This window comes from Promicromonospora sp. NPDC052451 (assembly GCF_044547525.1).
Taxonomy (GTDB): Bacteria; Actinomycetota; Actinomycetes; order Actinomycetales; family Cellulomonadaceae; genus Promicromonospora.
The window spans coordinates 105,950-129,582 of the sequence record NZ_JBIUAP010000015.1; the positions used below are offsets into that span (position 1 = coordinate 105,950).

The window sequence follows — 23,633 nt, forward strand, 5'->3', positions numbered from 1 at the left end:
CCTGGAGACGACCATGCACCTGCTGCCAGGCAGGTCCTGGTTCTGGCAGCAGGTGCATGGTCGTCCGGGCATGGTCGTCCGGGCAGGGTCAGGGGTAGCTCACCACCTTCGCCGGGATCGTCTCCGTGCCCGCCGCGCGCGGGCCGACGCCGTTGATCACGTGCTCGTATGTGCCCACCCCGCCCAGCGACACGGTGAGCAGCGAGTGCATCCGCACGCCCGACGTGACCGGCACCTCGAACCCGTTGTCCGAGGTGATCGACGCGTCCGAGGTGAACACGCAGTACGACCCCAGCCCCCACGCCTCGTGCTGCGTCACGCCGTCCGCGACCTTGTACGCCGCCCAGCCCTGGATGCCGTCGTGGTTCCACGCGGCCTGGTTCGGCGGGTCGTACGGCAGCTCGTTCTGGTAGAAGATCGTGCGGCCGCGCTCCCCGGTCCACAGGGTGTTGTACTCCTGGTAGTGCTCGACGAAGAGCCCGTACCCGTCCACGTCGTCGCCGTTGACCACGAGCCCGTTGCGCGCGGTGTTCACGTCCCAGCCGACGCCGTCGCCGTGGTCGCCCCGCCACGACCAGATGTGGTCCACGATCGTGTCGTCGGCGTTGACCACGATCGCCTGGTCCACGCGCCCGGCGTGTGCCCCGCCCACACGGACGAACACGTCGTGCAGCGAGATCGGGTCGTCCGCGTGGTCCGCCGTCGACCCCGCCGTGCCCACGGTGAGCATGGACGGCGACTCGGCCGCGCCGGCGTCGAAGAGCACGCCCGCCACGCGCACGCCGTCCACGTCACCCACCCGCATCGCCGTCTGCCCGGCCGTCGGCACGATCGTGGCGTACCCGAGCCCGAGCACCACGGTGTCGGCACGGTCCACCTCGATGGTCCCGGTGGTCTCGTAGACGCCCGGCGTGAGCAGCAGGTGCAGCCCCTGGTCGAGCGCCTGGTTGATCCGCTCCGCGGAGTCGCCGGGCCGGGCCACGTAGAACTGGTCCAGCGGGATCGAGGTGCCCGACGTCGTCCCGCCGTCCCAGGTCGCGCCCCGCGTGCCGGCCCGGTGTGCCGGCACGAACACCGCGTAGTCGTCCCCGTCGAGGTACAGGTACGGCTTCTCGCGGATGACGCCGGTGGTGTCCAGGGTGGTCACCGCGGGTTCGGGGAACGACGTCGGCGGGGCGTTCTCGGTGCCGGAGAACACCATGTTCCACAGCGTCCCGGCCCAGCCGCCCGTGAGCGTCGAGTCGCGGGTGTACCACTGCTGCTGCGTCCAGGCGCGGACCTGCCCGTCGACCACCGAGTCGGCGATGTACCCGCCCGACGCCCAGCCGTACCGCGACGAGTGCAGCATGAGGTTGCCCTTGACGTGCACGCGCCGCATGGGCGCCGCCTGCGACACGGCCCACCGCATGTCCCCGCCCGACGGCGTCACGGCCAGGTTCTCGACCGACCGCCAGAAGTTCTGCGTGGCGTTGCCCTCGAACCACTCGGCGTCGGCCCAGACACCGCCCGTGATGTTCACGTCGTCGGGCCTCGTCCCCAGGCCGGAGATCGAGGTGTGGAAACCGGCGTTGACGTGCACCGGGTAGGTGCCCGGCTCGAAGAGGAACTGGTGCCGCCCATCGCCGAACTGGTCCGCCTCCTGCTGGTCGTAGACGGCGTCGACCGCCGCCTGGACCTGGGCCGTCGGCGTGTCCGGGCCGAAGACGTGCACGTTCGGGCCCAGGTCGCCGCCGCCCGGGATCGGGTCGCCGGGCGTGGTGCCGCCCTCGCCGGCGAACACCTTGAGCTCCCAGAGCGAGTAGCCGTACCCCGTGCCCCGCTCCGTGCCGGTGAGCCGTACGTACCGGCCCGACCCCGTGACCTCCAGCGACTGGTTGCCGCCGGTCCCGTTCGTGACCGTCGTCAGGGTGCGCCACGCGGAGCCGTCGTCCGAGGCCTCGATCCGGAACCCCTTGCCGTACGCGGCCTCCCAGGACAGGTCGACCCGGCACAGGTCCTGCACGGAACCGAGGTCCACGCGGATCCACTGCGGGTCGCTGAACTCGCTGGCCCAGCGGGTACCGGGGTCGCCGTCCACGGCCGACGCCGCGCCGAACGGACCCTCCGTCGACGATGCCGTCGCCGGCCGCCCGAGCGCCACGTTCGTGCTCCCGCAGGCGGCAGCCGCCGCCTGGTCCGGCCCTGACGCCGGGACTGACGCCGGGACGGGTGCCTGGACCGACGCCGACGCCGGGACGGGTGCCTGGACCGACGCCGACGCCGGGACGGGTGCCTGGACCGACGCCGACGCCGGCCGCGCCGTCGTCCCGGGAACCGGCGCGGCCGCCGCCGTCAGCGGGGCCGCGACGCACGCCGCGACCGCCGCGGCAGCCAGCCAGGCCCGTGTGCCGGCCCCGTGCGCACCGCTGGGGACGGCCCTCACGACGCCACCTCCTCACGTGCTGCCGTGGTCTCGGGCACCAGCTCGTAGTTCTCGTCGAGCACGGTGCCCCGGTGCGGCTTGTACAGGTCGTAGCCCCGCGGGTTGCACTGGAGGCCGCCGTTGATGCAGTGCTCCACCAGCCGGCGCAGCACCTCGGGGTCCCAGGCGTTGACGAAGTCGTAGTGCCACGACTGGTCTGACCCGCTCACCAGCGCGACGTCGGACATGTCGCCGCTGACCGGCCACGCGATCTTGAACTCCAGCATCGGCACCGCGACGGGGTGGCTCATCGGGCACTGGCCCGCCACGGGGTACGCCATGTGCGAGCCGTGGCCCATGTGCGCCGACTCCTCCGGCGTCAGGTGCATCCCGTCCCAGCAGCTCGGCGCCTGGTACCGGATGTTGAGCTGCGTCCCCTCGGGGCAGTACGCCGGGATCTCCCAGCTCTTGGAGATGTCGCCGCACTCCCAGCCCTCGACGGCGCCCGGCGCGGTGCGGAACTCGTCCACCGTCGCCATCATGTCGCCGGTCACGAACTGGAGCCCCTCCGGGAACGGCACCACGTCGCGGTAGTCGTCGATCCCCGACTTGTAGTAGACGGTCAGCGGGATGTTCGGCTCCACCGGCACGCCCGCCCTGGTGATGGCCGGGAACCAGTACGCGGAGTGGTCCTGGGGTACCGTGCAGGTGCTCTCCGGCATCGCGTGCAGGCTCGTCGGCGTGGTGAAGGCGTCCGTCGAGCGGTTGCCGATGAACGTGTGCAGGTGCGACCGGCCCGGCTGGTTCGGGTAGACGATCGAGTCGTCCGGCAGGAAGTGCGAGAAGGTGCAGTTCGCCTGGAACTCGTGGTGGGTCACCTCGTCGCCGGGGAACGGCGGCGGGTCCTCCGGCCCGCCCGCCTCGCCGTCGCCGAACACCTGGAGCTCCAGGAGCGAGTAGCCGTAGCCGGTGCCGCGGGCCGTGCCGACGAGCTGCACGTAGCGGCCGGTCGCGGTGATGTCGTAGACCTCCGTGCCGCCGGTCCCGGCACCCTCGGTGACGACGGTGGTCCAGGCGGCGCCGTCGACCGAGACCTGGATCGTGAACGCCGCGCCGTACGCGGCCTCCCACTCCAGGGCGACGTGGTCCAGGGCGTAGGACTGCCCCAGGTCGATCCGGATCCACTCGTCGTCCGTGGGGGCGCTGGCCCAGCGGGTGGACCGGTCGCCGTCCACCGCGAAGCGCGGGCCGAGGCCCGCGGACTCCGAGCTGGACGCGGCCGTGAGCGCACCCTGCGAGAGCAGGGTGTTCGGCTCGGCGACGGCGGTGGTGGCGCCGATCGTGCCCGCTGCGCTCAGGGTCGAGGCGAGCAGGGCCGTGGCGAGTGCGCCCGCGAGCACGCGGGGTCTGCTGAGGGTCGTGCGCATGGTTCCTCCTTCTTCGCAGGTGTGCCGTGCTGACCTGTCACTGCTGATCTGTCACTGCTGGTCTGTCACTGCTGGTAGACGCCGACCTCGTACAGCGAGTAGCCCCACTCCGTGCCGCGTTCGGTGAGGTTGAGCCGCACGTACCGGCCGCTGCCCTGGACGTCGAGGCTGTCGACGCCGCCGTTGCCGCCCGTGACCGTCCGGACCGTGGTCCAGGTGTTCCCGTCGTTCGACGTCTGCACCTGGTAGGACTTGCCGTAGGCCGTCTCCCAGACGAGCTGCACGTGGTCGAACGACTGCACCGACCCGAGGTCCACCTGCCACCACGCCGACGGGCCCCACTCGCTGGCCCACCGCGTCGTGGCGTCGCCGTCGACGGCGCGGCCGGGCGTCCAGTCGCCGTTCCACGGGTCGAAGCTCGAGGCCGTCGCCGTCCTGCCGCGCGCGATGTTCGTCCCGTCGACCGGCGGCGCGACGACGCGGAACGACCTCGTCTCCACGCCCACGTTGCCGTGCCCGTCCTCGGCGAACACATAGACCTTCCAGACGCCGAGCATCTCGGGTGCCGTGACCCGGAACGTGCCCGGCGCCGTCTGCGTGAACTGCGCCTGCGCGATGCCGCCCGCGTTGTTGACGTACTTGCTGTTCAGCATCACGTTGGCGTCGATCGGGTCGCCGTCGGGGTCGGTCACGTCCACGCTGACCGTGAACTCCTCGCCCGCGGACACTGCCGTCGCGCCCTGGACGTTCATCGCGGTGATGCGCGGCGGGGTGTTCATGCCGGAGGTGTCGACGCCCCAGGCACGCGCGATCGAGTAGTAGCCGAGGCGCCGGTTGTCACCGGGGATCACGTTGAACCACACGCCGCCGAAGTCGCCCTCGATGCCGTAGTGGAAGAACGTGGCGCCCAGCGCGACGCCGTCGTGCTCCCGCAGGCAGCGCCACGAGTCGACGTACGCCTGCTCCTTCTCGAGGTCGGTGGGCTCGTCCGGGACGCCGTTGGCGTCGTCCGGCACCTCCCACTCGCCGGCCGCGCCGCCCTCCGTGATGAGGTACGGCCGGTCGTAGCCGCCGGCCTCCCAGGCCGCGGGCACGTTGCACAGGTCGCCGTACGCGTTGACCGAGAGCAGGTCCAGGTCGGGGGCGTTGCGCTCGATGTACGGCCAGGCGCCCACCCAGGCGTCGGTGCTGGTGGTCGGGTGGTTCGGGTCGGCCTGGTGCACGGCCACGCTCACCTCGTTGACGAACGCCGCGTACGCGTTGCGGATCTGCTCCAGGTCGGTGCCCGAGTAGCAGTTCTGCAGGCCGAGCAGCGACTCGTTGCCGATGTTCCACATGAGCACGCCCGGGTGGTCCTTGTACGCCGCGACCTGACTGAGGATGTCGGCCTTGGTGTTCGCCTTGTAGGTGGCGTCGGTGCGGTAGTCGATGCAGCCGCCCGACCCCGGGCCGCCGCCGGGCAGCAGCCAGAAACCCATCACGACGCGGACGTCGTGGGCCGCGGCCGAGTCCAGGAGCTGGCGGGTGTCCGCCCCGGTGCCCCACGTGCGGATCGTGTTGGCGCCCATCGCCGTGAGCGTCGGCATGTAGTGGTCGGCCGTGCTGAACGCCGGGCCCCAGGTGAAGCCGCGGACCGTGTACGGCTGCCCGTCCACCTGGAGGTCCCAGTCGCCGTTGCCGCCCACCACCTCGACGGTGCTCGGGCCCGAGTCCCGGACCGGGACGTCCGGGTGGCCCGGGTCCACGTAGGCCGGCCCGCCCGGATCGGTGCTGCCATCGCCCTCGCCGAAGACGCGCAGCTCCCACAGCGAGTTGCCGTACCCGCCCGAGCGGGCGGTCGACAGGAGCCGCACGTACCGGGCCGTCCCCTCGACGTCGAACGCGTCGGTGCCGCCGTCGCCCGACGTGGTCGAGTACACGGTGGACCACGCAGCGCCGTCCGCCGAGACCTGGAACTGGTACGCCGTCGAGTACGCGGCCTCCCACACCAGCTCGACACGGTCGAGCGTGGCCGGGCGACCCAGGTCGACCCGGATCCACTGCGGGTCGCTGAACTCGCTGGCCCAGCGGGTGGTCAGGTCGCCGTCGACGGCGGCGCTCGCGGGCGTGTAGTCGGGGTTCTCCACCGACGACGCCGTCGCGGGCCGGCCCTGCGACAGCAGGACCGGTTCGGCCTGCGCCGTCGTGGCGGGCACGACGAGCGCCGCCGTGGCCAGCAGCCCGGCCGCCAGGGCCGCGACGGTGGCGCGCCCGTGCCTGGTCCGGGTGGCGTGCGTGGTGCGTCGGGGGCCGGCGACCGGCGTACCGGGTGATCCGGTGGTGGTCATGGTGTTCCTCTCCGTCCGCTGCTCGGCCGGGCAGAGCGGCCGTGGCGCGGTTCGTCGTTGAGCCTGCGAGCGCGACGCTCCAGTGCGTCGCGAGTGGGAGAGCGCTCTTACCCGGCTCATCCTCGACCCGTGCTCGGTCGAGCGTCAAGGGTCTGGGACCCCTTGGCCGTCTCTGTTTATCGGCTTCATTACCTGTTTTGTTGGCGTCTGGTGCACCTTGCTGCATCCCAGGCTGAGTGGAGAGGTCACCCGGCGCGGCTCGCTCGGAGAGCGCTCTTACTCTGTTACCGTCGGCCTGTGAGCAAGGACCCGCGGCGTGCGGCGCCGACCCTGGAGGACGTGGCGAAGGTCGCCGGCGTCTCGCGCGCGACCGTGTCCCGCGTCATCAACGGCAAGCGCAAGGTGGCGCCGGCGGTCCAGGAGGTCGTGCTGGAGGCGGTGGCCGAGACGGGCTACGTGCCCAACCGGGCCGCGCGGTCCCTGGTGACGCGACGCACCGGTACGGTCGCCGTCGTCATCTCGGGCGCGGACGCCGATCCCGAGGGGGAGCTCGACCTCTCGGGCGTCTTCTCGGACCCGTTCTTCGGGCGGGTGGTCGGGTCGCTCGTGCGGACGCTGCGCCCGCACGACGTGCACCCGGTCCTGATGTTCGCCGACGACGAGCAGACCCGGGCCCAGGTCGTCTCCTACCTGCGGTTCGGCAACGCGGACGGCGCCCTGCTGGTCTCCACCTACGCGGACGACCCGCTCCCCGAGGGGCTGATCGGCACCGGCCGCCCGATCGTGCTCTTCGCGCGGCCCGGGCATCCGATCCCGGCCAGCTACGTCGACCTGGCCAACGCCGACGGCGCCCGCCTGGCCGCGAACCACCTGCTCGACCGGGGCCGCCGCGCGCTCGGCGTGATCTCGGGGCCGCTCGACGTGCCCTCCGCCCGGGACCGCCTGGAGGGCTTCCGCGACGCGGCGGCCCGGCGCGGGCACGCGTTCGTCCCGAGCGTCGCGGGGTCGTTCACGTTCGAGAGCGGTGAGGCGGCGATGGCCGAGCTGCTCACCGTGGCCCCGGACCTGGACGGGATCTTCGTCTCGAACGACCTCATGGCCCAGGGTGCGATCCACGTGCTGCAGGCCAACGGCCGGCGCGTGCCCGACGACGTCGCGATCGTCGGGTTCGACGACAGCCCCGTCGCCGTGCAGACCCGGCCCCGGCTGACGACCGTCCGCCAGCCCGTGGAGCAGATGGCCCAGGAGATGGCGCGGATGCTGCTGGAGCAGATCGACGCCGACGAGCCGGCGGTGCGCTCGTCGATCTTCGAGCCGACGCTGGTGGTGCGGGACTCGGCGTGAGCGGCTGGGGGTGATGCTGGTCGCGGCGGCGGCGGCGTGGTGCTGGGGGGCTGCTGGGCGTGATGCTGGCCGCAACGGTGGCGTGTTCGGTCCGTTGCCCCGAGATCGGCCTGTCGATGGACCGATCTCGGAGCAGCCGACCGATACGTGCGGCAACTGACCGAACATGCGCGGCAACTGACCGAACATGCGCGGCAACTGACCGAACATGCGCGGCAACTGACCGAACATGCGCGGCGGCAGGCCGAGCACGCGGCAGCTGAACGAACACCACCCGCGGCAGTCGACCGAACATGCGCGACGGCAGGCCGACACGCGGCAGCCGACCGAACACCGCCCGCGGCAACTGACCAACACGCGCAGCAGTAGACCGAACTGCGGCAGCCGACCGAACCTGCGGCAGCAGACCGAAACCGCCGCCGCAGAACGAAACCGCCGCCGCAGACCGGTCCGGGGCAACGGACCGAACCGGGCGGCAGCTGACCGAACCCCCCGCTGTCGTCTCCCGCCGGGCACGTACGGGTACCCGTGTGGGAATCCCTCACGACCCGGCTGGACGTACCTTGCTAGGTTCCTGAACAAATCGGTCGCCGTCGTCCGCGGCGGCCCAGGACCCGAAGCGAGGTGGTTCCCCATGAGATCTCGTCGCGTACCGCTCTTCGTCACCAGCCTTGTCGCCGCGCTCCTCACCGCAGGTGCCGTGGCAGTCCCCGGTGCGGCCGCGCCCGTCGCCGACGCCCCGGCTCCCGCCCCGGCCGCGGTCGCCGACTGCACCGCCGCCGCCTGGAGCAGCAGCGCCGTCTATGTCGGCGGCAACCTGGTCACCTACGGGGGCGCGGCCTGGCGCGCCAAGTGGTGGACCCAGGGGGAGACACCCGGCACCACGGGTGAGTGGGGCGTCTGGGAGCGCGTCGGCACGTGCGACGGCGGCGAGCCGCCTGTCGACCCGCCCGGCACCGACGCGTTCCCGGTAAGCCAGGCCCAGTTCAACTCGTTCTTCCCGAACCGGAACTCGTTCTACACCTACGCGGGCCTCGTCGACGCGCTCAGCGCGTACCCCGGGTTCGCCAACAGCGGCAGCGAGACCGTCCAGAAGCGTGAGGCGGCCGCCTTCCTCGCCAACGTCTCCCACGAGACCGGCGGTCTGGTGCACATCGTCGAGCAGAACACCGCCAACTACCCGCACTACTGCGACACGACCCAGCCCTACGGCTGCCCGGCTGGCCACGACAAGTACTACGGCCGTGGCCCGGTCCAGCTCAGCTGGAACTTCAACTACAAGGCGGCGGGCGACGCCCTCGGCATCGACCTGCTCAACAACCCGAACCTGGTGCAGACCAACTCGGCCATCGCCTGGAAGACCGGCCTCTGGTACTGGAACACGCAGAACGGTCCGGGCACCATGACGCCGCACAACGCGATCGTCAACGGCGCGGGCTTCGGTGAGACCATCCGCAGCATCAACGGCGCCATCGAGTGCAACGGCGGCAACCCGGCACAGGTCCAGAGCCGGGTCGACACCTACCTGCGCTTCACGAGCGCCCTGGGCGTGGACCCGGGCGGCAACCTCTACTGCTGACCCCCTGCCGACCATGCGGTTGCTGCCAGATCAAGACCCGTCCTGGCAGCAACCGCATGGTCAGCTCTCCGAGCCGGTCCGAGCCGGTCCGAGCTGGTCCGAGCTGGTCCGAGCTGGTCCGAGCTGGTCCGAGCTGGTCCGAGCTGGTCCGAGCCGGTCCGAGCCGGTCCGAGCCGGTCCGAGCCGGTCCGAGCAGGCCCGGCCGGCCTGGCCGACCCGAGCCGCCCGGCCGATGTCCAGGCCGCCACGGTCTTCGTGCCACGATGACCCCATGCCTCTCGCACCCCGGTATCTCGCAGCCGACGACCGCTACGAGACCATGACCTACCGCCGCACCGGACGCTCCGGGCTCGACCTGCCCGCGCTGTCCCTGGGGCTGTGGCACAACTTCGGCGACACCAGCCCGTTCGACACCCAGCGCGCCATCCTGCGCCGTGCCCTCGACCTGGGCGTCACGCACTTCGACCTGGCCAACAACTACGGCCCGCCCTACGGCTCCGCCGAGGAGAACTTCGGCCGGCACCTCGCCGCCGACCTGCGGCCCTACCGCGACGAGCTGGTCCTGTCCACGAAGGCGGGCTACGACATGTGGCCCGGCCCGTACGGCGACCACGGCTCGCGCAAGTACCTGCTGGCCAGCCTGGACCAGTCGCTGACCCGCATGGGCGTGGACTACGTGGACGTCTTCTACCACCACCGGCCGGACCCCTCGACCCCGCTCGAGGAGACCATGGGTGCCCTGGCCTCGGCGGTCCGGCAGGGCAAGGCGCTGTACGTCGGCGTCTCCAACTACTCGCCGGCCCGTACGCGTGACGCCGCGCGGATCCTCGGCGAGCTGGGCGTGCCGCTGCTCATCCACCAGCCGTCCTACTCGATGTTCAACCGGCACATCGAGAACCCCGCGCACGAGGACGGCTACGACGGGGTGCAGAGCGAGGCCCTGCTCGACGTCGTCGGCGAGCTCGGCGTCGGCACCATCGTGTTCTCGCCGCTCCAGCAGGGCCTCCTGACCAGCAAGTATCTCGCCGGTGCGGCCCCGGCCGGGTCCCGGGCGGCGCGCACCGACTCGCCGTTCCTCTCCGACCGCGCACTCACCGACGACTACCTGAGCCGCGCCAAGGCGCTCAACGAGATCGCCGCGGGACGCGGCCAGACCCTCGCGCAGCTCGCCCTCGCCTGGGTGCTGCGGGACGAGCGCGTGACGTCGGCACTGATCGGCGCGTCGTCGGTGGCGCAGCTCGAGGACAACGTCGCGGCGCTCGCGGCGGGCCCCCTCGGTGACGACGAGATCGCCGCGATCGAGCCCCTGGCGCAGCCGCTCGGCTGAACGGGCGGGCCGGTGCGGCGTCGCGTCCGGCGCCGCGCCGCCGATCCCACACACCCTGTTCGGCCGCACTTCACGGGAAGGTCGCGCCGAATCGACCCGTCGGGCGGACGATGAGGGCGACCGCCGCTCGACGGGGAGGGGTACTGGCAGGTACTGCACTCGCGAGAAGGAGCAACAAGCGTGCCCGAGACGAAGAGCGCCATCATCGTAGGGGCCGGCATGGTCGGTCTCTCCACCGCGTGGCACCTGCAGGAACGCGGCGTGGAGGTGACGATCCTCGACCGGCACGGCGTCGCGGCCGGGGCCTCCTGGGGCAACGCCGGGTGGCTCACGCCCGGCATGGCGATGCCGCTGGCCGACCCGTCGCTCTGGGCCTACGGCCCCCGGGCGATGCTCGACCCCGACGCCGCGCTCAGCGTGCCGTTCCGCTTCGACCGTGCCCTGTGGGGCTTCGTCGCGCGGTTCATGGCGCACGCGACGCCCGGCGCGTGGCAGCGCGCGATGGCCGCCCTCACGCCGATCGACCGGGTGGCGCTCGAGGCCTACGACGAGCTCGAGGCCGGTGGCGTGCACGCGACGTCCTACCCCAGCCGCTGGGTGGTCGCGTTCGAGCACGAGCGGCAGTCGGTCCCGTTCGTGCACGAGCTGCGCAACGTGGCCAAGGCCGGCCAGGAGGTGCGGCTCTCCCGGGTGCCCGACGGCGTCCGCGTGCCGCACCTCTCCCGAGCGGTGCGGTCGGTCTGGTCGCTCGAGGGGCAGCGGTACATCGAGCCCGGGCCGTACGTGGAGGCGCTGGCGACGTCGGTCAGCGCCCGCGGGGCGAAGGTGCTCACCGACGCCCGGGTCACGGCCGTGCGCGCGGTGCCGGGCGGCACCGAGGTCGCCGTGAACGGTCACGACACGGTGCGGGCCGACGCCGTCGTGGTCGCCACCGGGGCCTGGCTCCCCGAGCTGGTGCGCCCGCTGGGCGTCCGGACCCGGGTGCAGGCGGGACGGGGCTACTCGTTCAGCGTGCCGGTGGAGGGACCGCCGATCGACCACCCGGTGTACTTCCCGGCCCGGCGGGTGGCCTGCACGCCGTACCAGGGACGGCTGCGCGTGGCGGGCACCATGGAGTTCCGCGGGCCGGACGAGCCGTTCCAGCCCGGCCGTGTCCGGGCGATCGTGCGCTCGGTCCGCGACCTGTTCGAGGGCGTGGACCTGGACTCCCGGGCCGACGAGTGGGTGGGCTCCCGGCCGGTGACCCCGGACGGGCTGCCGCTCGTGGGCCGGACGGCCGCCCCGGGGGTCTACGTGGCTGGCGGTCACGGCATGTGGGGCATGGTGCTGGGGCCCGCGACCGGGCGGGCGCTGGCGGAGCAGATCACGACGGGGCGGACGCCTCAGGAGATCCTGCCCTTCGATCCGCTGCGGTGAGCGGGCCGGGGCGGCTTACCGCTGGTCCGCGGCGAGCCGCTCCAGCCCGTCGAGGATGAGGTCGAGGCCGAACTCGAACTCGGTCTGGTCGTCGCACCAGCCGAGGGTCTGGCCGGGTTCCTCATGGCCCACCTCCGCCAGCATCTCGACCATGTGCGGCACCTGGTCGGCCATCTGCTCCAGCAGTGCGGTGGCGGTGGCGTCGGCACCCTCGGTGGCGGCGCCACCGGCTGCGGAGCCCGCCGTGGCGCCGTCCGGTTCGAAGAGCTCCTGCGAGAACCCGAGGGCACGGCTGCCGAGGGCGTGCATGGCATGGTGGATCAGGTCGTACGAGAGGCCGCCGCGCCGCATCAGCCCGAGCAGCGAGTCGTAGTAGCGCACCACGTGCAGGCTGAACGACGTCCTCGACTCCAGGACGGTCGTGGCCCACGGGTGCCGCAGCAGGACGGCGCGCGCCGTGAGGATCTGCCGGCGCACGGCGGACCGCCAGGCGGACGGCGGCGCGTCGTCGGGCAGCGGGTCGAGCCGGCCCACGGCCTCCTGGATCTCCCCGGCGACGACGTCGACCACGCCGTCGAGCAGATCCTCCTTGTTCGAGACGTGGTGGTACAGCGACATCGCCTCGATGCCGAGCTCCCGGGCGAGGCTGCGCATCGTGAGCGCCCCGAGCCCGTCGCGGTCCGCGAGGGCGACGGCCGAGCCGAGCACGCGGGCGCGCGTCAGGGCGCTGCGTGGTGCGGTCGCCGCTCTCTGCCGGGAAGTCATGGTCCCGCGATCCTACGTCGCCCTTCACCCTTGACGCGGTGGTGCGCCGGCTCTACCTTACGGCGTAAGGCTTACAACGTAAGGCTGCGACCGGAAGGCGGTACGTCATGTGGGGCTGGATTCTCTGGACGCTCCTCGGGGTGGTGGCGCTGCTGCTGGCCGGCGTCCTCGCGATCGTGCTGGTCATGCGCTCGAAGAACCCGCGCGGACTCGGCATGGTCCGCCGGTTCAACCGGCGGTTCACCAACAGGCAGGCCATGCGGCACGCGGGGGAGGCCGGCTCGGAGTACGCGGTGATCCGGCACGTCGGGCGCAGGTCGGGCGCGCCCTACGCGACCCCGATCGGGACCTACCCGGTGGGCGACGACTTCCTGGTCTTCCTCCCGTACGGCGCGGACGCCGACTGGGTGCGCAACATCCGCGCGGCGGGTACCGCGGAGCTGATGACCGACGGCCGGGTGCACCAGGTGACCCCGCGGGTGGTCGACGCGGCGGAGGCGCTGCCCCACCTGCCCGCCGGTGACCGCCGGATCGCCCGCCTCTTCCGCGTCACGGACTTCCTGGTGCTGGAGCGTGCGGCGGTCGCGTCGGGCGGCGCACGGTGAGGGGGACCTGGTGAGAGCCGTCGTCCGCGAGCGGTACGGGCCGGCCGACGTCCTGCGCGTGGCAGCCGTCGAGGTACCCGTGCCGGGCGGGGGTGAGGCCGTGGTCCGGGTCCGCGCCGCGTCGCTGAACACCGCCGACCTCGACCACCTGCTCGGTCGCCCGCGGATCGCCCGCATCGCCACGGGCCTGCGGCGGCCCGTGAACCGTCGCGTCGGCGTCGACCTGGCGGGCACGGTCGAGGCCGTCGGCCCGGGGGTCACCGCGTTCCGGCCGGGCGACCGTGTCTGGGCGGACCTGTTCGACAGCGGGCACGGCGCGCTCGCCGACCGGGTACGCGTGGCGGCGTCGGCCCTGACGCCGCTGCCCGGTGACGTGCCGTTCGACGTCGCCGCGACCGCACCGCACTCGGGCGCGCTCGCGCTGCAGGCCCTGCGCTCGGTCGGCCCGGTCCGGCCGGGCGAGCGGGTGCTGGTCAACGGTGCCGGCGGCTGCGTGGGCCCGTTCGCGGTGCAGCTGGCGAAGGCGCGGGGCGCCGTGGTCACCGCCGTCGACCACGGGGACAAGCTCCCGTTCCTCCGCGACCTGGGCGCCGACGAGGTGGTCGACCACACGCGCGAGGACGTCACCCGGGGCCGGCGCAGGTTCGACGTGGTGGTGGACATCGCCGACACGCGGTCGCTGCTGAGCCTCCGCAGGTGCCTGGCGCCCGGCGGCCGGTACGTGCTCGTGGCGCGGCGGATCGGGTCGTTCGCGGAGAAGGCCCTGCTCGGACCCGTGGTGGGCGGCCTCACGGGCGTCCGCATGGGCACGTTCGTCTGGCGCCCGAACCGCCGGTCCGACCTCGACGAGCTGGCCGCGCTGCTCGCCTCCGGCGGGGTACGGCCCGTCGTCGACCGGCGGTACCCCCTCGACGAGGCGGCGGAGGCCTTCCGGCGCCTGGCCTCCGGCGCGGCCCGCGGCAAGATCCTGGTGCTCCCGTGAGGGCCGGCCGGGCCCGGTCCGGGCCTCGCCACGGAGTGGGAGGATCCCTGTATGACGCAACGTCGCATCCTGATCCTCGCCGGCCGCGGACGGTACGAGGACCCCTGGCACGACCACGCGGCGACGTCGCACGCGGTCGCCGGCCTGATCGGTGACCTGGGCGCCGTGGAGGTGCGCGGGCTGTTCCGGGACGCGCTCGACGACCTGGGCCCCGACGACCTGCTCGTGGTGAACAGCGGCACGGGCCGCCGGGACCCGGAGTTCGACGGTTCGGACGACGACTGGCTCGGCGTCCACGCCCGGCTCGCCGGCTGGGCGCGGTCCGGCGGCGCGCTGCTCGGCCTGCACCAGGCGGCCAACACGTTCTACGACGCTCCGGACTGGGAGGCGGTGCTGGGCGGCCGCTGGATCCCGGGCGAGTCGATGCACCCGCCGATCGGCGAGGCCCGCTTCGACCTGGCGCACGGGCATCCCGTCACGGACGGGCTGGCCGCCGTCGAGGCCTTCGACGAGCGGTACTGCCACCTCCGCACCACCCCGGACGCCCGGATCCTCGGCACCACACGGGACGACGCCGCCGCCGCCCACCCCGTCCTGTGGGTCACCGAGGCGCACGGAGGTCGCACGGTGTACTCGGCGCTCGGGCACGACGTCCGCTCCTACGCCGCGGAGAGCCACCGCGCCCTGCTGCGCCGGGCGGTGTCCTGGCTGCTCTCCTGACCACTTGACCTCAACCCTTGTTGAGGTTGTTGGCTGAGCCGCATGCAGATCACGAGCGTCGACACGGTGACCCGATCGATCGCGGAGACGGCCGCGTACTACGAGACGGTCCTCGGGCTGCCGGTCCGGAAGGAGATCCGGGCGGTGGAGGTCACGCTCGGTCGATCGGTCGTCCGGTTCCGCGAGGACCCGGACGCCGAGGGCGACCAGCACCTCGCGTTCCTCGTCGACGACGCGCGTCTCGACGCCGCCCGGGCCTTCCTCCAGGCCGGCCCCGGCCTCCTGGCCGACGGCGACCGCACCGAGTTCGAGGCGCAGCCCGCGTGGAACGCACGCTCGCTGTACTTCCCCGGTCCGGACCGGTCGGTCCTCGAGGTCATCGCCCGCCGTGATCTGCCCCAGCCGCTGAGCGCCGGGACCGCACCGGGGGCGAAGGCCTCGAGCCCGGCCGCACCCGGCGCTCAGCTCCTCCCGTTCGGCCCGGCGGACCTGCTGTCCGTGAGCGAGGTGGGCATCGCGGTGCCCGACGTCGTGGGCACCGCCGACCGGCTCGCCCGGGCGGGGATCGGCCGCTACCCCGACGGGTCGGCGACGTTCACCCCGGCGGGGCACGTCGACGGCATGCTGATCCTGGTGAGCCCGGGCCGGACCTGGTTCCCGACGTCCGACCGGGTGGCGGGCGAGCCGCCCGTCACCGTGGTCGCGCAGGCCGGGCCGGCGAGCCCCGGCGTCGTGCCCGGTCGGTACGAGCTGGCCCCGGGCCGCGTGCTGGTGGTGCGTCCGTAGGCGGCGTCACGCGCCTTCGGCGAAGCCGAGCTGGCGCCACACCTCGTACACCGCGATCGACGCCGCGTTCGTCAGGTTGAGCGAGCGCCGGCCGGGCAGCATCGGGATGCGCAGCTCGTCCGTGACGCGCGGGTGCGCCAGCGCCTCCGGCGGCAGGCCCGTGGGCTCCGGGCCGAACAGCAGCACGTCTCCGGACCGGTACGCCACGTCGGTGAACCGGGTGGTCGCGCGGGTCGTGAACGCGAACACCCGGGCGTCCGGCAGCGCGTCGAGCGCGACATCGAGCGAGGGGTGCACGTCCATGACGGCGAGGTCGTGGTAGTCGAGGCCCGCGCGCTTCAGCTTGGCCTCCGACAGGTCGAAGCCCAGCGGCTCCACCAGGTGCAGGCGTGCGCCCGTCACCGCCGCCAGCCGGATCGCGGAACCGGTGTTGCCGGGGATGCGCGGCTCGAAGTACACGATGTGGGCGAGCGGGGGCGGCATGGGGGCGTCAGCGGAGTGCGGCACCCGTCCATTGTCGCTGTAGCCTGGGAGCATGACGCACGGGCTGAGCTGGTGGCGGCTGCACTCGCAGCCGTGACCTGACGCGCCCACCCGCACCGAAGTCCCGAGCTGCCCGCCGCAGCCGGGACTTCTGTCGTCGTACCCGACGTCGCGCACGGGCGGCTCCCTCACCAAGGAGACCCGCATGTCCGTCATCACCTCACCCGGAGCACCCACGCCCGCCGTCGCGGCCGCCCGGGAACGCAGCGCCGAGCTGGAGCACCTCGTCGCTCGCAACCCCGCCGGGTACCGCGTACTGACCGGCGACCGCCCCACCGGGGCGCTGCACCTGGGCCACCTGCTCGGTACCGTCGCCAACCGCGTGCGGCTGCAGAACCTGGGTGTGGAGGTGTTCCTGATCGTCGCCGACTACCAGGTCATCACCGACCGGGACGACGCCGGGGACCTGCCCGCCACCGTCCGTGAGGTGCTGCTCGACTACCTCGCGGCCGGCGTGGACCCCGCGCGCAGCACCGTGTTCACCCACTCGGCGGTGCCCGCCCTGAACCAGCTCCTGCTGCCGTTCCTCTCCCTGGTGAGCGTCGCGGAGCTGGAGCGCAACCCGACCGTGAAGGCCGAGGCGGAGGCCTCGGCCGCGCAGGGCCGCCGGGGCACGAGCGGCCTGCTGCTCACCTACCCGGTGCACCAGGCGGCCGACATCCTGTTCTGCCACGGCAACCTGGTGCCGGTCGGCGCCGACCAGCTGCCCCACCTGGAGATCACGCGCACCGTCGCCCGGCGGTTCAACCAGCGCTACGCGGCGGCGCGCCCATACTTCGCGGAGCCCGACGCACTCGTGACGCCGTCCCTCACCGTGCTGGGCGACGACGGGGTCAAGATGTCGAAGTCGCGGGGGAACGCCCTGGAGCTGCGCGCGTCGGAGGACCAGACCGCGGCCTACTTCAAGCGCGCCAGGACCGATGCCGACCGCACGATCACCTACGAGCCCGAGCGCCGGCCCGAGATCGCGAACCTGCTCCGGATCGGCGCGCACTTCTCCGGCACGTCACCGGAGGCGCTCGCCGACGAGGTCGGTCCCGCGGGCGCCGGGCGGCTCAAGGCACTGGTCACCGAGGCGGTGGTCGAGGGCCTGCGTCCGCTGCGGGCCCGACGCCGGGAGCTCGCCTCCGCGGGCCCGCGGTACCTCGCGGACGTGCTCGCGCGCGGGAACGCCCGGGCGAACGAGATCGCGGACCGCACGCTCGACGACGTGCGCGGGCTGATGGGGATGCGGTACTGAGCAGGCAGGGGAGCTCCCCGGCCGGGATGCCTCAATAACCCGGCCGGGGAAGCCTGTTCGGGCGGCCGGCGGCGCGACGGGTAGCCACCCGGGAAGGTCGCGCCGCCGACCGCCCGAAGCTCATCGGGCCAGTCGCTCCCGCAGGGCGTCCAGCTGGTCGCGCAGGGCAGCCGGCGTGTGGTCGCCGAACTGCGCGAAGAACTCCTCGGTCAGGTCGGCCTCGGCGAGCCAGGGCCCGGCGGGGACGTCGAACAGGGCGGCGAGATCGGCGTCCGGCACGTCCAGGCCGGTCAGGTTCAGCGTGCCCGGCGCGGGCAGCAGGCCCACGGGCGAGCTGACCGCGGCGTCGTCGGGCCGCAGGCCGCGGCCGGCCTCGACCTGGCCCACGATCCACTCGACGACACGCGAGTTCTCGCCGAACCCGGGCCAGAGGAAGCGGCCGTCGTCGCCCTTGCGGAACCAGTTGACCTGGAAGATCCGCGGGCGCTTCGACTCCTCGATGCCCGCGCCGACCTCCAGCCAGTGCGCCCAGTGGTCGGCCATGTTGTAGCCGCAGAACGGGAGCATCGCGAAGGGGTCGCGGCGCAGCTCACCGAGGGCACCCTCGGCGGCGGCGGTCCGCTCCGAGGAGATGGTCGCGCCCATGAACACACCGTGCTCCCAGCCGAACGACTGGGCCACGAGGGGCACGTTGGTGGCGCGGCGCCCACCGAACACGATCGCGTCGACCGGCACGCCGGCCGGGTCCTCCCAGGTGTCCGCGATGGTGGGGCACTGTGCGGCGGCCACCGTGAAGCGGGAGTTCGGGTGCGCCGCAGGGGTCCCGGAGTCCGGCGTCCAGTCGTTGCCCTGCCAGTCGGTCAGGTGCGCCGGGGGCTCCGGCGTCAGGCCCTCCCACCAGACGTCGCCGTCGTCGGTGAGCGCCACGTTGGTGAAGATGGTGTCGCGGTCGAACGTGGCCACGGCCGTCGGGTTGGTGTCGATGCCCGTACCGGGTGCGACACCGAAGAAGCCGGCCTCGGGATTGATGGCGCGCAGCGTGCCGTCCGGGCCGGGGCGCATCCACACGATGTCGTCGCCCAGGGTCTCGACCGTCCAGCCCGGGATCGTGGGCTGCAGCATCGCCAGGTTGGTCTTGCCGCACGCGCTCGGGAAGGCCGCGGCCAGGTGGTACTGACGCTGCTCGGGCGAGGTGATGCGGATCAGCAGCATGTGCTCGGCGAGCCAGCCCTCGTCGCGGGCCATCGCCGAGGCGATGCGCAGCGCGAAGCACTTCTTGCCGAGCAGGGCGTTGCCGCCGTACCCGGAGCCGTACGACCAGATCTCGCGGCTCTCCGGGAAGTGCACGATGTACTTCGTGTCGTTGCACGGCCAGGCGACGTCCGCCGCGCCCTCGGCCAGCGGCGCACCCACCGAGTGCACGGCGGGGACCCACTGCTGCCCGGCGTCGATCAGGCGCAGGATCTCGTCCGAGACCCGCGTCATGACGTGCATCGACACCACGACGTACGGGGAGTCCGTGATCTCGATGCCCACCTGCGAGATGGGGCCGCCCACGGGGCCCATCGAGAACGGCACCACGTACATGGTGCGGCCCTTCATGGAGCCGGCGAAGACGCCCTCCAGCTCGGCGCGCATGTCCGCCGGGGCCACCCAGTTGTTGGTGGGGCCGGCGTCCTCCTCCCGCTCCGAGCAGATGAAGGTGCGGGACTCGACACGGGCCACGTCGGCCGGGTTGGAGCGGGCCAGGTACGAGCCCGGCCGCTTCTCGGGGTTCAGGCCGACGAGCGTGCCGGCGGCCAGCATCTGGTCGATCAGGCGCTGCTTCTCGCCGGCCGAGCCGTCGCACCACACGATCCGGTCCGGCTGGGTGAGCTCGGCGACGCTCGCCACCCAGGCACGCACGTCCTGCCGTCCGGCCTCCTGCGTGTCGCGGCGCGCGGCCCGGGCGTCCGCGTCGGCGGGGGCGGAGCCCTGCTCGGTGGTCACGTCGGAGACGAGCTCGGCGACGAGCCGGGTTCGGCGGGGGTTCGCGAGGACGGACATGTGCGCTCCGATCGTCAAAAGCGGGCCACGGTGGCGGGCTTGTTTCCACTCTCATGTGCGGATCGCCCCGAATTCCAGCCCTCCGGCTGTCAAGAATCGCCGATCTTCACGTAGTGTGAAGGAGCGGGATCCTGCTGCCCGGTCACGGCACGGGGTGGCCGGCCGGCCACGGCGCAGCGGACGGAGGGAGCGAGCCATGCCGAACACCAGCGACACGAGCACCGGCGGCGAGACCGACCTGATCACGCTGGGGCGGCGCATCCGGCACCTGCGCACCGCACGCGGGCTCACGCTGGACGCGCTGGGCGAGCAGGTGGGCTCGGCACCCAGCCTGCTCTCGCTCGTGGAGAACGGCCGGCGCGAACCCCGGCTCGGGCTCCTCCGGTCGATCGCCGAGGCCCTCGGCGTGCCGATGGGCGAGCTGCTCAGCCCCGAGCCGCCGTCGCGCCGCGCGGCCCTGGAGATCGCGCTCGACCGCGCGCAGCGCTCGCCCCTGTTCACCACCCTGGGCGTGCCCGCCGTCAAGCCGAGCCAGAAGCTCCCCACGCCGGTGCTGGAGCAGCTCGTGGGCCTGCACGACGAGCTGGCCCGCCGTGAGCAGCTCGCCATCGCGACGCCCGAGGAGGCGCGCCGCGCCAACACCGACCTGCGCCTGGAGCGGGAGGCCCGCGACAACCACTACCCGCAGTTCGAGGCCGTCGCGGAGCAGATGGTCAAGGCCGCCGGGTACACGGGCGGCGCACTGACCCACCGCACCGTGGCCCGGATGGCCGAGCAGATGGGCTTCACGCTGCTGCACGTCGACGACCTGCCCCGGTCCGCCCGGTCGGTGACGGACCTGCGCAACGGACGCATCTACCTGCCCCCGGCGTCGACCCCGGGCGGCCACGGGCTGCGGTCGCTCGCGCTCCAGGCGCTCGCGCACCGCGTGCTGGAGCACGACCGGCCCAGCTCGTACGGCGAGTTCCTGCGTCAGCGCGTCGAGATCACGTACTTCGCCGCCGCCTGCCTCGCGCCCCAGTTCGTGGCCGTGCCGTTCCTCCAGGACCGCAAGCGCGAGCGCGACCTCGCCGTGGAGGACTTCCGCGACGCGTTCGGCATCACGCACGAGGCGGCGGCGATGCGGCTCACCAACCTCGCCACGCACCACCTCGGCATCCCGCTGCACTTCCTGCGCGTGGGGGCGGACGGCGCCCTCTTCCGCGGCTACGCCAACGACGGCCTGCCGTTCCCCCAGGACGTCACGGGGGCCATCGAGGGGCAGCTCATCTGCCGGCGGTGGGCGGCCCGCGAGGCGTTCGAACGGCGCGACCGGGCCACCGAGTTCTACCAGTACACCGACACCCCCGCGGGCACCTTCTGGTGCTCCACCCAGACCGGCTCCATGTCGCCGTCGGGCGGGCCGGACGGAGGGTCGGGCGCGTTCTCCATCACCGTCGGCGTGCCCTACGCGCACGCCAAGTGGTTCCGCGGCCGCGACACGCAGGTGCGGCGCACGTCCACGTGCCCGGACCCGGCCTGCTGCCAGCGCCCGGCGCCCGAGCTCACCCAGCGGTGGTCCGGCGAGGCGTGGCCGTCCGGCCGCATGCACCAGCAGATCCTCGCGGCCCTGCCACGCGGCGCCTTTCCCGGTGTGGACGACGCCGAGGTCTACGCGTTCCTCGACAAGCACGCCCCCGACTGACCCGAATGTCGGACAGGTCCAGGGGGTCCGATTCCGCCGAGTCCTCCGGGCGTCGCCGGGTTAGCGTAGGCAACCGTGGCATCCAACCTGGCATGTATCGGACTGAACGTCTGGCGGCGTAGCGACTTTCGCGACATGGTGGCGGCGGCCCGCTCGGAGGCGGAGACCATCGCCAAGGACGGCGAGGTCGGCGTCCATATCTGGACCGACGCGTCCGGTGCCCGCCTGGTCATCACCACCGAGGGCGACCTGGTTCGCGTGGTCACGCCCACCTTCTACGCAGCCCCCGGCGCCGTCATGTCCGAGCCGCAGGCGGTCGACGGCGGGCTCGTGCTCGCCGAGCTCGTGAACGACCAGGACGAGGTCTTCACCGAGATCGCCTGCCAGCTCGAGGAGCTCGCCCTGCTCGGCTCGGCGGAGCCGCCGATCGAGGCCCCGGTGTCCGTGGTCGTGCTCGGCAACACGGTGCACGTCACCGGCCGGGCCGACGGCGTCCCGCCCGGCCTGGTCTTCGAGCCTACCGGGGCCTACGCCGCCTCGACCGATGCCACGGCGCACCTGACCGGCGTCGTCCTGGCCGTCGAGGAGCGGTCCGTCAGCCGGACCGGCCAGGGCTTCACCGCCGCCCGCGTGCAGACCGACGGCTTCCAGGTGACGCTCTGCGTCCCCGTCGGCGAGCCGCGCCTGGCTCCCGGCGACGTGCTCGAGATCGACGGCTACGTGGTGGCGTCCATCCCGTCGCTGCGCTGACCCCGACGGCGGCCGGGGCGCCCGCCCGGGAGCTGTGGGGAAATCACTGATGACAGCGGGTGCGGCCCCCTGGTGTGATGGCGTCCGGCCGGTGCGCGTGCGGCCTGCCCCACCGGATCCCGGCCCGAGAGGAAGGCCCCGCCGGATGAGCACCTCCCGAGCCCTGGCCGGCACCACCGCGGCGCTCGTCGCCGTCGTCACCGCTGTGTCGGTCGTCGCTGTGTCGGTCGTCGCTGTGTCGGCCGTCGCTGTACCGGCCGCTGCGGTGCCGGTCACCGCCGTGTCCGCCGTCGCCGCACCGCCCGCGCCCGCCACGCCGCCGGCCGCGTCCGCGGCGTCCCCCGTCGTGTCCGCCGCGCCGCCCGGCGGCACGTACTACGTGCAGAGCGTCACGACCGGGCTCAACGCGGCCGACGCGGCGGGTGCCGTGGAGCAGCACCGCCCCCGGGGCGACGAGGACCACCAGCGCTGGAGGTTGCGGGCCGAGGGGTCCGCCACCGTGCTGGAGAGCGCGGACACGGCGGGGCGCTGCCTGGGCCGGTCCGGGACGCAGGCCCGGACGGTCGCGTGCGGCACGGTGGAGGCGGCCTGGGAGATCGTCGACGTCGGCGCCGACCGTTACCGGCTCAGGGCTCCCGGGACCGACGGCTACCTCGCGGTCGGTCCCCGGCCGAGCGGGGCCGGCTACCCGGCGCAGCTCACGGTGGGTGCGTCCGGGACCCTCGCGGAGTGGTACCTGACCCCGGAGGGCCCGGTGACGAACCCGGCGCCACCGGCCGGCGAGCGCACCCTCGACCAGATGACGTTCCTCACGGCGCACAACGCGTACGCGAACGGTGTGGACGGCGGCTTCGCACCGCCGTTCGTCAACCTCGCGCCCAACCAGGTGCGCGGCATCGAGCAGCAGCTCGCGGACGGCGTGCGCGGGTTCCAGCTCGACGTCCACCAGACGCCGGACGGCGCGATCCTCTGCCACAACAGCTGCACGCTGGTGGGCAGCCCGGTCGCACTGTGGGTCGACCTCCAGCGCATGGTGGACTTCCTGGCGGCCCACCCCGACCAGTTCGTCACCGTGTTCCTGGAGGACTACGTGGACCCGGAGGTGCTGCGCGCCGAGCTCGACCGGGTGACCGGCCTCGCGGACGTGCTCTACCGCCCGGACCTGACCGGGGTCCGCGAGCACGGGTGGCCCACCATGGAGCGGCTCGTCACGGACGACGACCGGCTCCTGATCTTCAGCGACCACAGCCGGTCCGCGGACGAGTCCGCCGGGCTCACGCGGGACAGCTTCGGAGTGCTGTACCAGCGCGAGTGGACGGTCGAGAACTACTGGTCCATGGGGCCCGGCATCGGCGACTCGGATTGGTCCTGCTACAGCCGGTGGTACGACGCGGGCACGAACATCCCGCTCACGGAACCCGGCTCCGGGTTCCGGCCGCTGTTCGTGATGAACCACTTCCGGGACGTCCCCGTCGCGGCCACGGCCCGGACGGACAACGAGCGGCTGCTCAACCGGGCGCAACGGTTCTGCCAGCCGGCAGCCCGCAAGAAGCCGACCTACCTCGCCGTGGACCGCTACGACGTGGGCGACCCGGCCGCGGCGGTGGCGACCCTGAACACCTACACCTACTGATCCTGCCGACCGGCACGTGTCAGGCGTACAGGTCACCTGAGGGATCTGTACGCCTGAC

General features: G+C 73.0%; 18 protein-coding genes. 12 read left to right on the top strand and 6 right to left on the bottom strand.

Annotated elements, in window-relative coordinates; translation table 11 throughout:
- Window positions 1-88 precede the first annotated feature (88 nt).
- From ACIG47_RS22555 to ACIG47_RS22565, 3 genes are all read right to left on the bottom strand, one after another.
- Window positions 89-2,422: a discoidin domain-containing protein gene (locus tag ACIG47_RS22555; RefSeq protein ID WP_397433282.1), complete on the bottom strand. Its 2,334-nt coding sequence runs from the start codon at window positions 2,420-2,422 to the stop codon at window positions 89-91.
- A complete protein-coding gene (locus ACIG47_RS22560) occupies window positions 2,419-3,828 on the bottom strand; it encodes a DUF1996 domain-containing protein (protein WP_397433284.1) in 1,410 nt (469 codons plus the stop codon). The genes ACIG47_RS22555 and ACIG47_RS22560 overlap by 4 nt, the downstream gene beginning before the upstream one ends.
- 65 nt (window positions 3,829-3,893) lie before the next feature.
- Window positions 3,894-6,155, bottom strand: coding sequence for a discoidin domain-containing protein (locus ACIG47_RS22565; protein ID WP_397433285.1), 2,262 nt, complete (start codon window positions 6,153-6,155; stop codon window positions 3,894-3,896).
- 297 nt (window positions 6,156-6,452) lie between these two features.
- Here ACIG47_RS22565 and ACIG47_RS22570 point away from each other — a divergent pair, with 297 nt between their 5' ends.
- From ACIG47_RS22570 to ACIG47_RS22585, 4 genes are all read left to right on the top strand, one after another.
- A complete protein-coding gene (locus tag ACIG47_RS22570; RefSeq protein ID WP_397412947.1) occupies window positions 6,453-7,499 on the top strand; it encodes a LacI family DNA-binding transcriptional regulator in 1,047 nt (348 codons plus the stop codon).
- A gap of 634 nt (window positions 7,500-8,133) precedes the next feature.
- A complete protein-coding gene (locus ACIG47_RS22575) occupies window positions 8,134-9,078 on the top strand; it encodes a glycoside hydrolase family 19 protein (protein WP_397433287.1) in 945 nt (314 codons plus the stop codon).
- Between the two features lie 271 nt (window positions 9,079-9,349).
- Window positions 9,350-10,405 carry an aldo/keto reductase gene (locus tag ACIG47_RS22580; protein ID WP_397433289.1) on the top strand — a complete coding sequence of 352 codons (1,056 nt, stop codon included), beginning with the start codon at window positions 9,350-9,352 and terminating at the stop codon, window positions 10,403-10,405.
- Window positions 10,406-10,585: 180 nt separating this feature from the next.
- Window positions 10,586-11,821: an NAD(P)/FAD-dependent oxidoreductase gene (locus ACIG47_RS22585; protein WP_397433291.1), complete on the top strand. Its 1,236-nt coding sequence runs from the start codon at window positions 10,586-10,588 to the stop codon at window positions 11,819-11,821.
- 15 nt (window positions 11,822-11,836) lie between these two features.
- Here the strand turns inward: ACIG47_RS22585 and ACIG47_RS22590 are convergent, their stop codons facing one another.
- Window positions 11,837-12,586, bottom strand: coding sequence for a TetR/AcrR family transcriptional regulator (locus ACIG47_RS22590; RefSeq protein WP_397433294.1), 750 nt, complete (start codon window positions 12,584-12,586; stop codon window positions 11,837-11,839).
- 107 nt (window positions 12,587-12,693) lie between these two features.
- On the opposite strand from ACIG47_RS22590, the gene ACIG47_RS22595 reads away from it, so the two are divergent.
- The 4 genes from ACIG47_RS22595 to ACIG47_RS22610 are packed head-to-tail and all read left to right on the top strand — an operon-like array spanning window position 12,694 to window position 15,679.
- On the top strand, window positions 12,694-13,191 hold the full coding sequence (locus tag ACIG47_RS22595) for a nitroreductase family deazaflavin-dependent oxidoreductase (RefSeq protein ID WP_397433296.1): 498 nt from the start codon (window positions 12,694-12,696) through the stop codon (window positions 13,189-13,191).
- Between the two features lie 10 nt (window positions 13,192-13,201).
- Window positions 13,202-14,173, top strand: coding sequence for an NAD(P)-dependent alcohol dehydrogenase (locus ACIG47_RS22600; protein ID WP_397433297.1), 972 nt, complete (start codon window positions 13,202-13,204; stop codon window positions 14,171-14,173).
- A gap of 51 nt (window positions 14,174-14,224) precedes the next feature.
- Window positions 14,225-14,893 carry a ThuA domain-containing protein gene (locus tag ACIG47_RS22605; RefSeq protein WP_397433299.1) on the top strand — a complete coding sequence of 223 codons (669 nt, stop codon included), beginning with the start codon at window positions 14,225-14,227 and terminating at the stop codon, window positions 14,891-14,893.
- 42 nt (window positions 14,894-14,935) lie between these two features.
- Window positions 14,936-15,679 carry a VOC family protein gene (locus tag ACIG47_RS22610; RefSeq protein WP_397433301.1) on the top strand — a complete coding sequence of 248 codons (744 nt, stop codon included), beginning with the start codon at window positions 14,936-14,938 and terminating at the stop codon, window positions 15,677-15,679.
- A 6-nt stretch (window positions 15,680-15,685) separates the two neighbouring features.
- Here the strand turns inward: ACIG47_RS22610 and ACIG47_RS22615 are convergent, their stop codons facing one another.
- On the bottom strand, window positions 15,686-16,162 hold the full coding sequence (locus ACIG47_RS22615; RefSeq protein WP_397433335.1) for a tRNA (cytidine(34)-2'-O)-methyltransferase: 477 nt from the start codon (window positions 16,160-16,162) through the stop codon (window positions 15,686-15,688).
- A 205-nt stretch (window positions 16,163-16,367) separates the two neighbouring features.
- Between ACIG47_RS22615 and trpS the strand changes: the two genes are divergently transcribed.
- Window positions 16,368-17,462, top strand: coding sequence for a tryptophan--tRNA ligase (gene trpS, locus ACIG47_RS22620; protein ID WP_397433302.1), 1,095 nt, complete (start codon window positions 16,368-16,370; stop codon window positions 17,460-17,462).
- A gap of 120 nt (window positions 17,463-17,582) precedes the next feature.
- Here the strand turns inward: trpS and ACIG47_RS22625 are convergent, their stop codons facing one another.
- The gene (locus ACIG47_RS22625; protein ID WP_397433303.1) at window positions 17,583-19,508 is read right to left on the bottom strand and encodes a phosphoenolpyruvate carboxykinase (GTP); all 1,926 of its coding nucleotides are present in this window, start codon (window positions 19,506-19,508) and stop codon (window positions 17,583-17,585) included.
- 196 nt (window positions 19,509-19,704) lie between these two features.
- Between ACIG47_RS22625 and ACIG47_RS22630 the strand changes: the two genes are divergently transcribed.
- The 3 genes from ACIG47_RS22630 to ACIG47_RS22640 all read left to right on the top strand — a co-directional run bounded on the left by ACIG47_RS22630 (window position 19,705) and on the right by ACIG47_RS22640 (window position 23,575).
- Complete coding sequence (locus ACIG47_RS22630; RefSeq protein ID WP_397433305.1) at window positions 19,705-21,192, top strand: helix-turn-helix domain-containing protein; 1,488 nt, start codon at window positions 19,705-19,707, stop codon at window positions 21,190-21,192.
- 75 nt (window positions 21,193-21,267) lie between these two features.
- Window positions 21,268-21,942, top strand: coding sequence for a hypothetical protein (locus ACIG47_RS22635; RefSeq protein ID WP_397412960.1), 675 nt, complete (start codon window positions 21,268-21,270; stop codon window positions 21,940-21,942).
- Window positions 21,943-22,087: 145 nt separating this feature from the next.
- Window positions 22,088-23,575 (top strand): hypothetical protein, encoded by a 1,488-nt coding sequence (locus tag ACIG47_RS22640; RefSeq protein WP_397433306.1) that lies wholly within the window; start codon window positions 22,088-22,090, stop codon window positions 23,573-23,575.
- Window positions 23,576-23,633 lie beyond the last annotated feature (58 nt).

What these genes read in the sequence shown, in the direction of transcription:
- ACIG47_RS22560 (WP_397433284.1), bottom strand. Translation starts at nt 3,828, where the DNA reads ATGCGCACGACCCTCAGCAGACCCCGCGTGCTCGCGGGCGCACTCGCC.
- ACIG47_RS22565 (WP_397433285.1), bottom strand. Translation starts at nt 6,155, where the DNA reads ATGACCACCACCGGATCACCCGGTACGCCGGTCGCCGGCCCCCGACGC.
- ACIG47_RS22575 (WP_397433287.1), top strand. Translation starts at nt 8,134, where the DNA reads ATGAGATCTCGTCGCGTACCGCTCTTCGTCACCAGCCTTGTCGCCGCG.
- ACIG47_RS22580 (WP_397433289.1), top strand. Translation starts at nt 9,350, where the DNA reads ATGCCTCTCGCACCCCGGTATCTCGCAGCCGACGACCGCTACGAGACC.
- ACIG47_RS22590 (WP_397433294.1), bottom strand. Translation starts at nt 12,586, where the DNA reads ATGACTTCCCGGCAGAGAGCGGCGACCGCACCACGCAGCGCCCTGACG.
- ACIG47_RS22595 (WP_397433296.1), top strand. Translation starts at nt 12,694, where the DNA reads ATGTGGGGCTGGATTCTCTGGACGCTCCTCGGGGTGGTGGCGCTGCTG.
- ACIG47_RS22605 (WP_397433299.1), top strand. Translation starts at nt 14,225, where the DNA reads ATGACGCAACGTCGCATCCTGATCCTCGCCGGCCGCGGACGGTACGAG.
- ACIG47_RS22610 (WP_397433301.1), top strand. Translation starts at nt 14,936, where the DNA reads ATGCAGATCACGAGCGTCGACACGGTGACCCGATCGATCGCGGAGACG.
- ACIG47_RS22615 (WP_397433335.1), bottom strand. Translation starts at nt 16,162, where the DNA reads ATGCCGCCCCCGCTCGCCCACATCGTGTACTTCGAGCCGCGCATCCCC.
- trpS (WP_397433302.1), top strand. Translation starts at nt 16,368, where the DNA reads ATGTCCGTCATCACCTCACCCGGAGCACCCACGCCCGCCGTCGCGGCC.
- ACIG47_RS22625 (WP_397433303.1), bottom strand. Translation starts at nt 19,508, where the DNA reads ATGTCCGTCCTCGCGAACCCCCGCCGAACCCGGCTCGTCGCCGAGCTC.
- ACIG47_RS22630 (WP_397433305.1), top strand. Translation starts at nt 19,705, where the DNA reads ATGCCGAACACCAGCGACACGAGCACCGGCGGCGAGACCGACCTGATC.
- ACIG47_RS22640 (WP_397433306.1), top strand. Translation starts at nt 22,088, where the DNA reads ATGAGCACCTCCCGAGCCCTGGCCGGCACCACCGCGGCGCTCGTCGCC.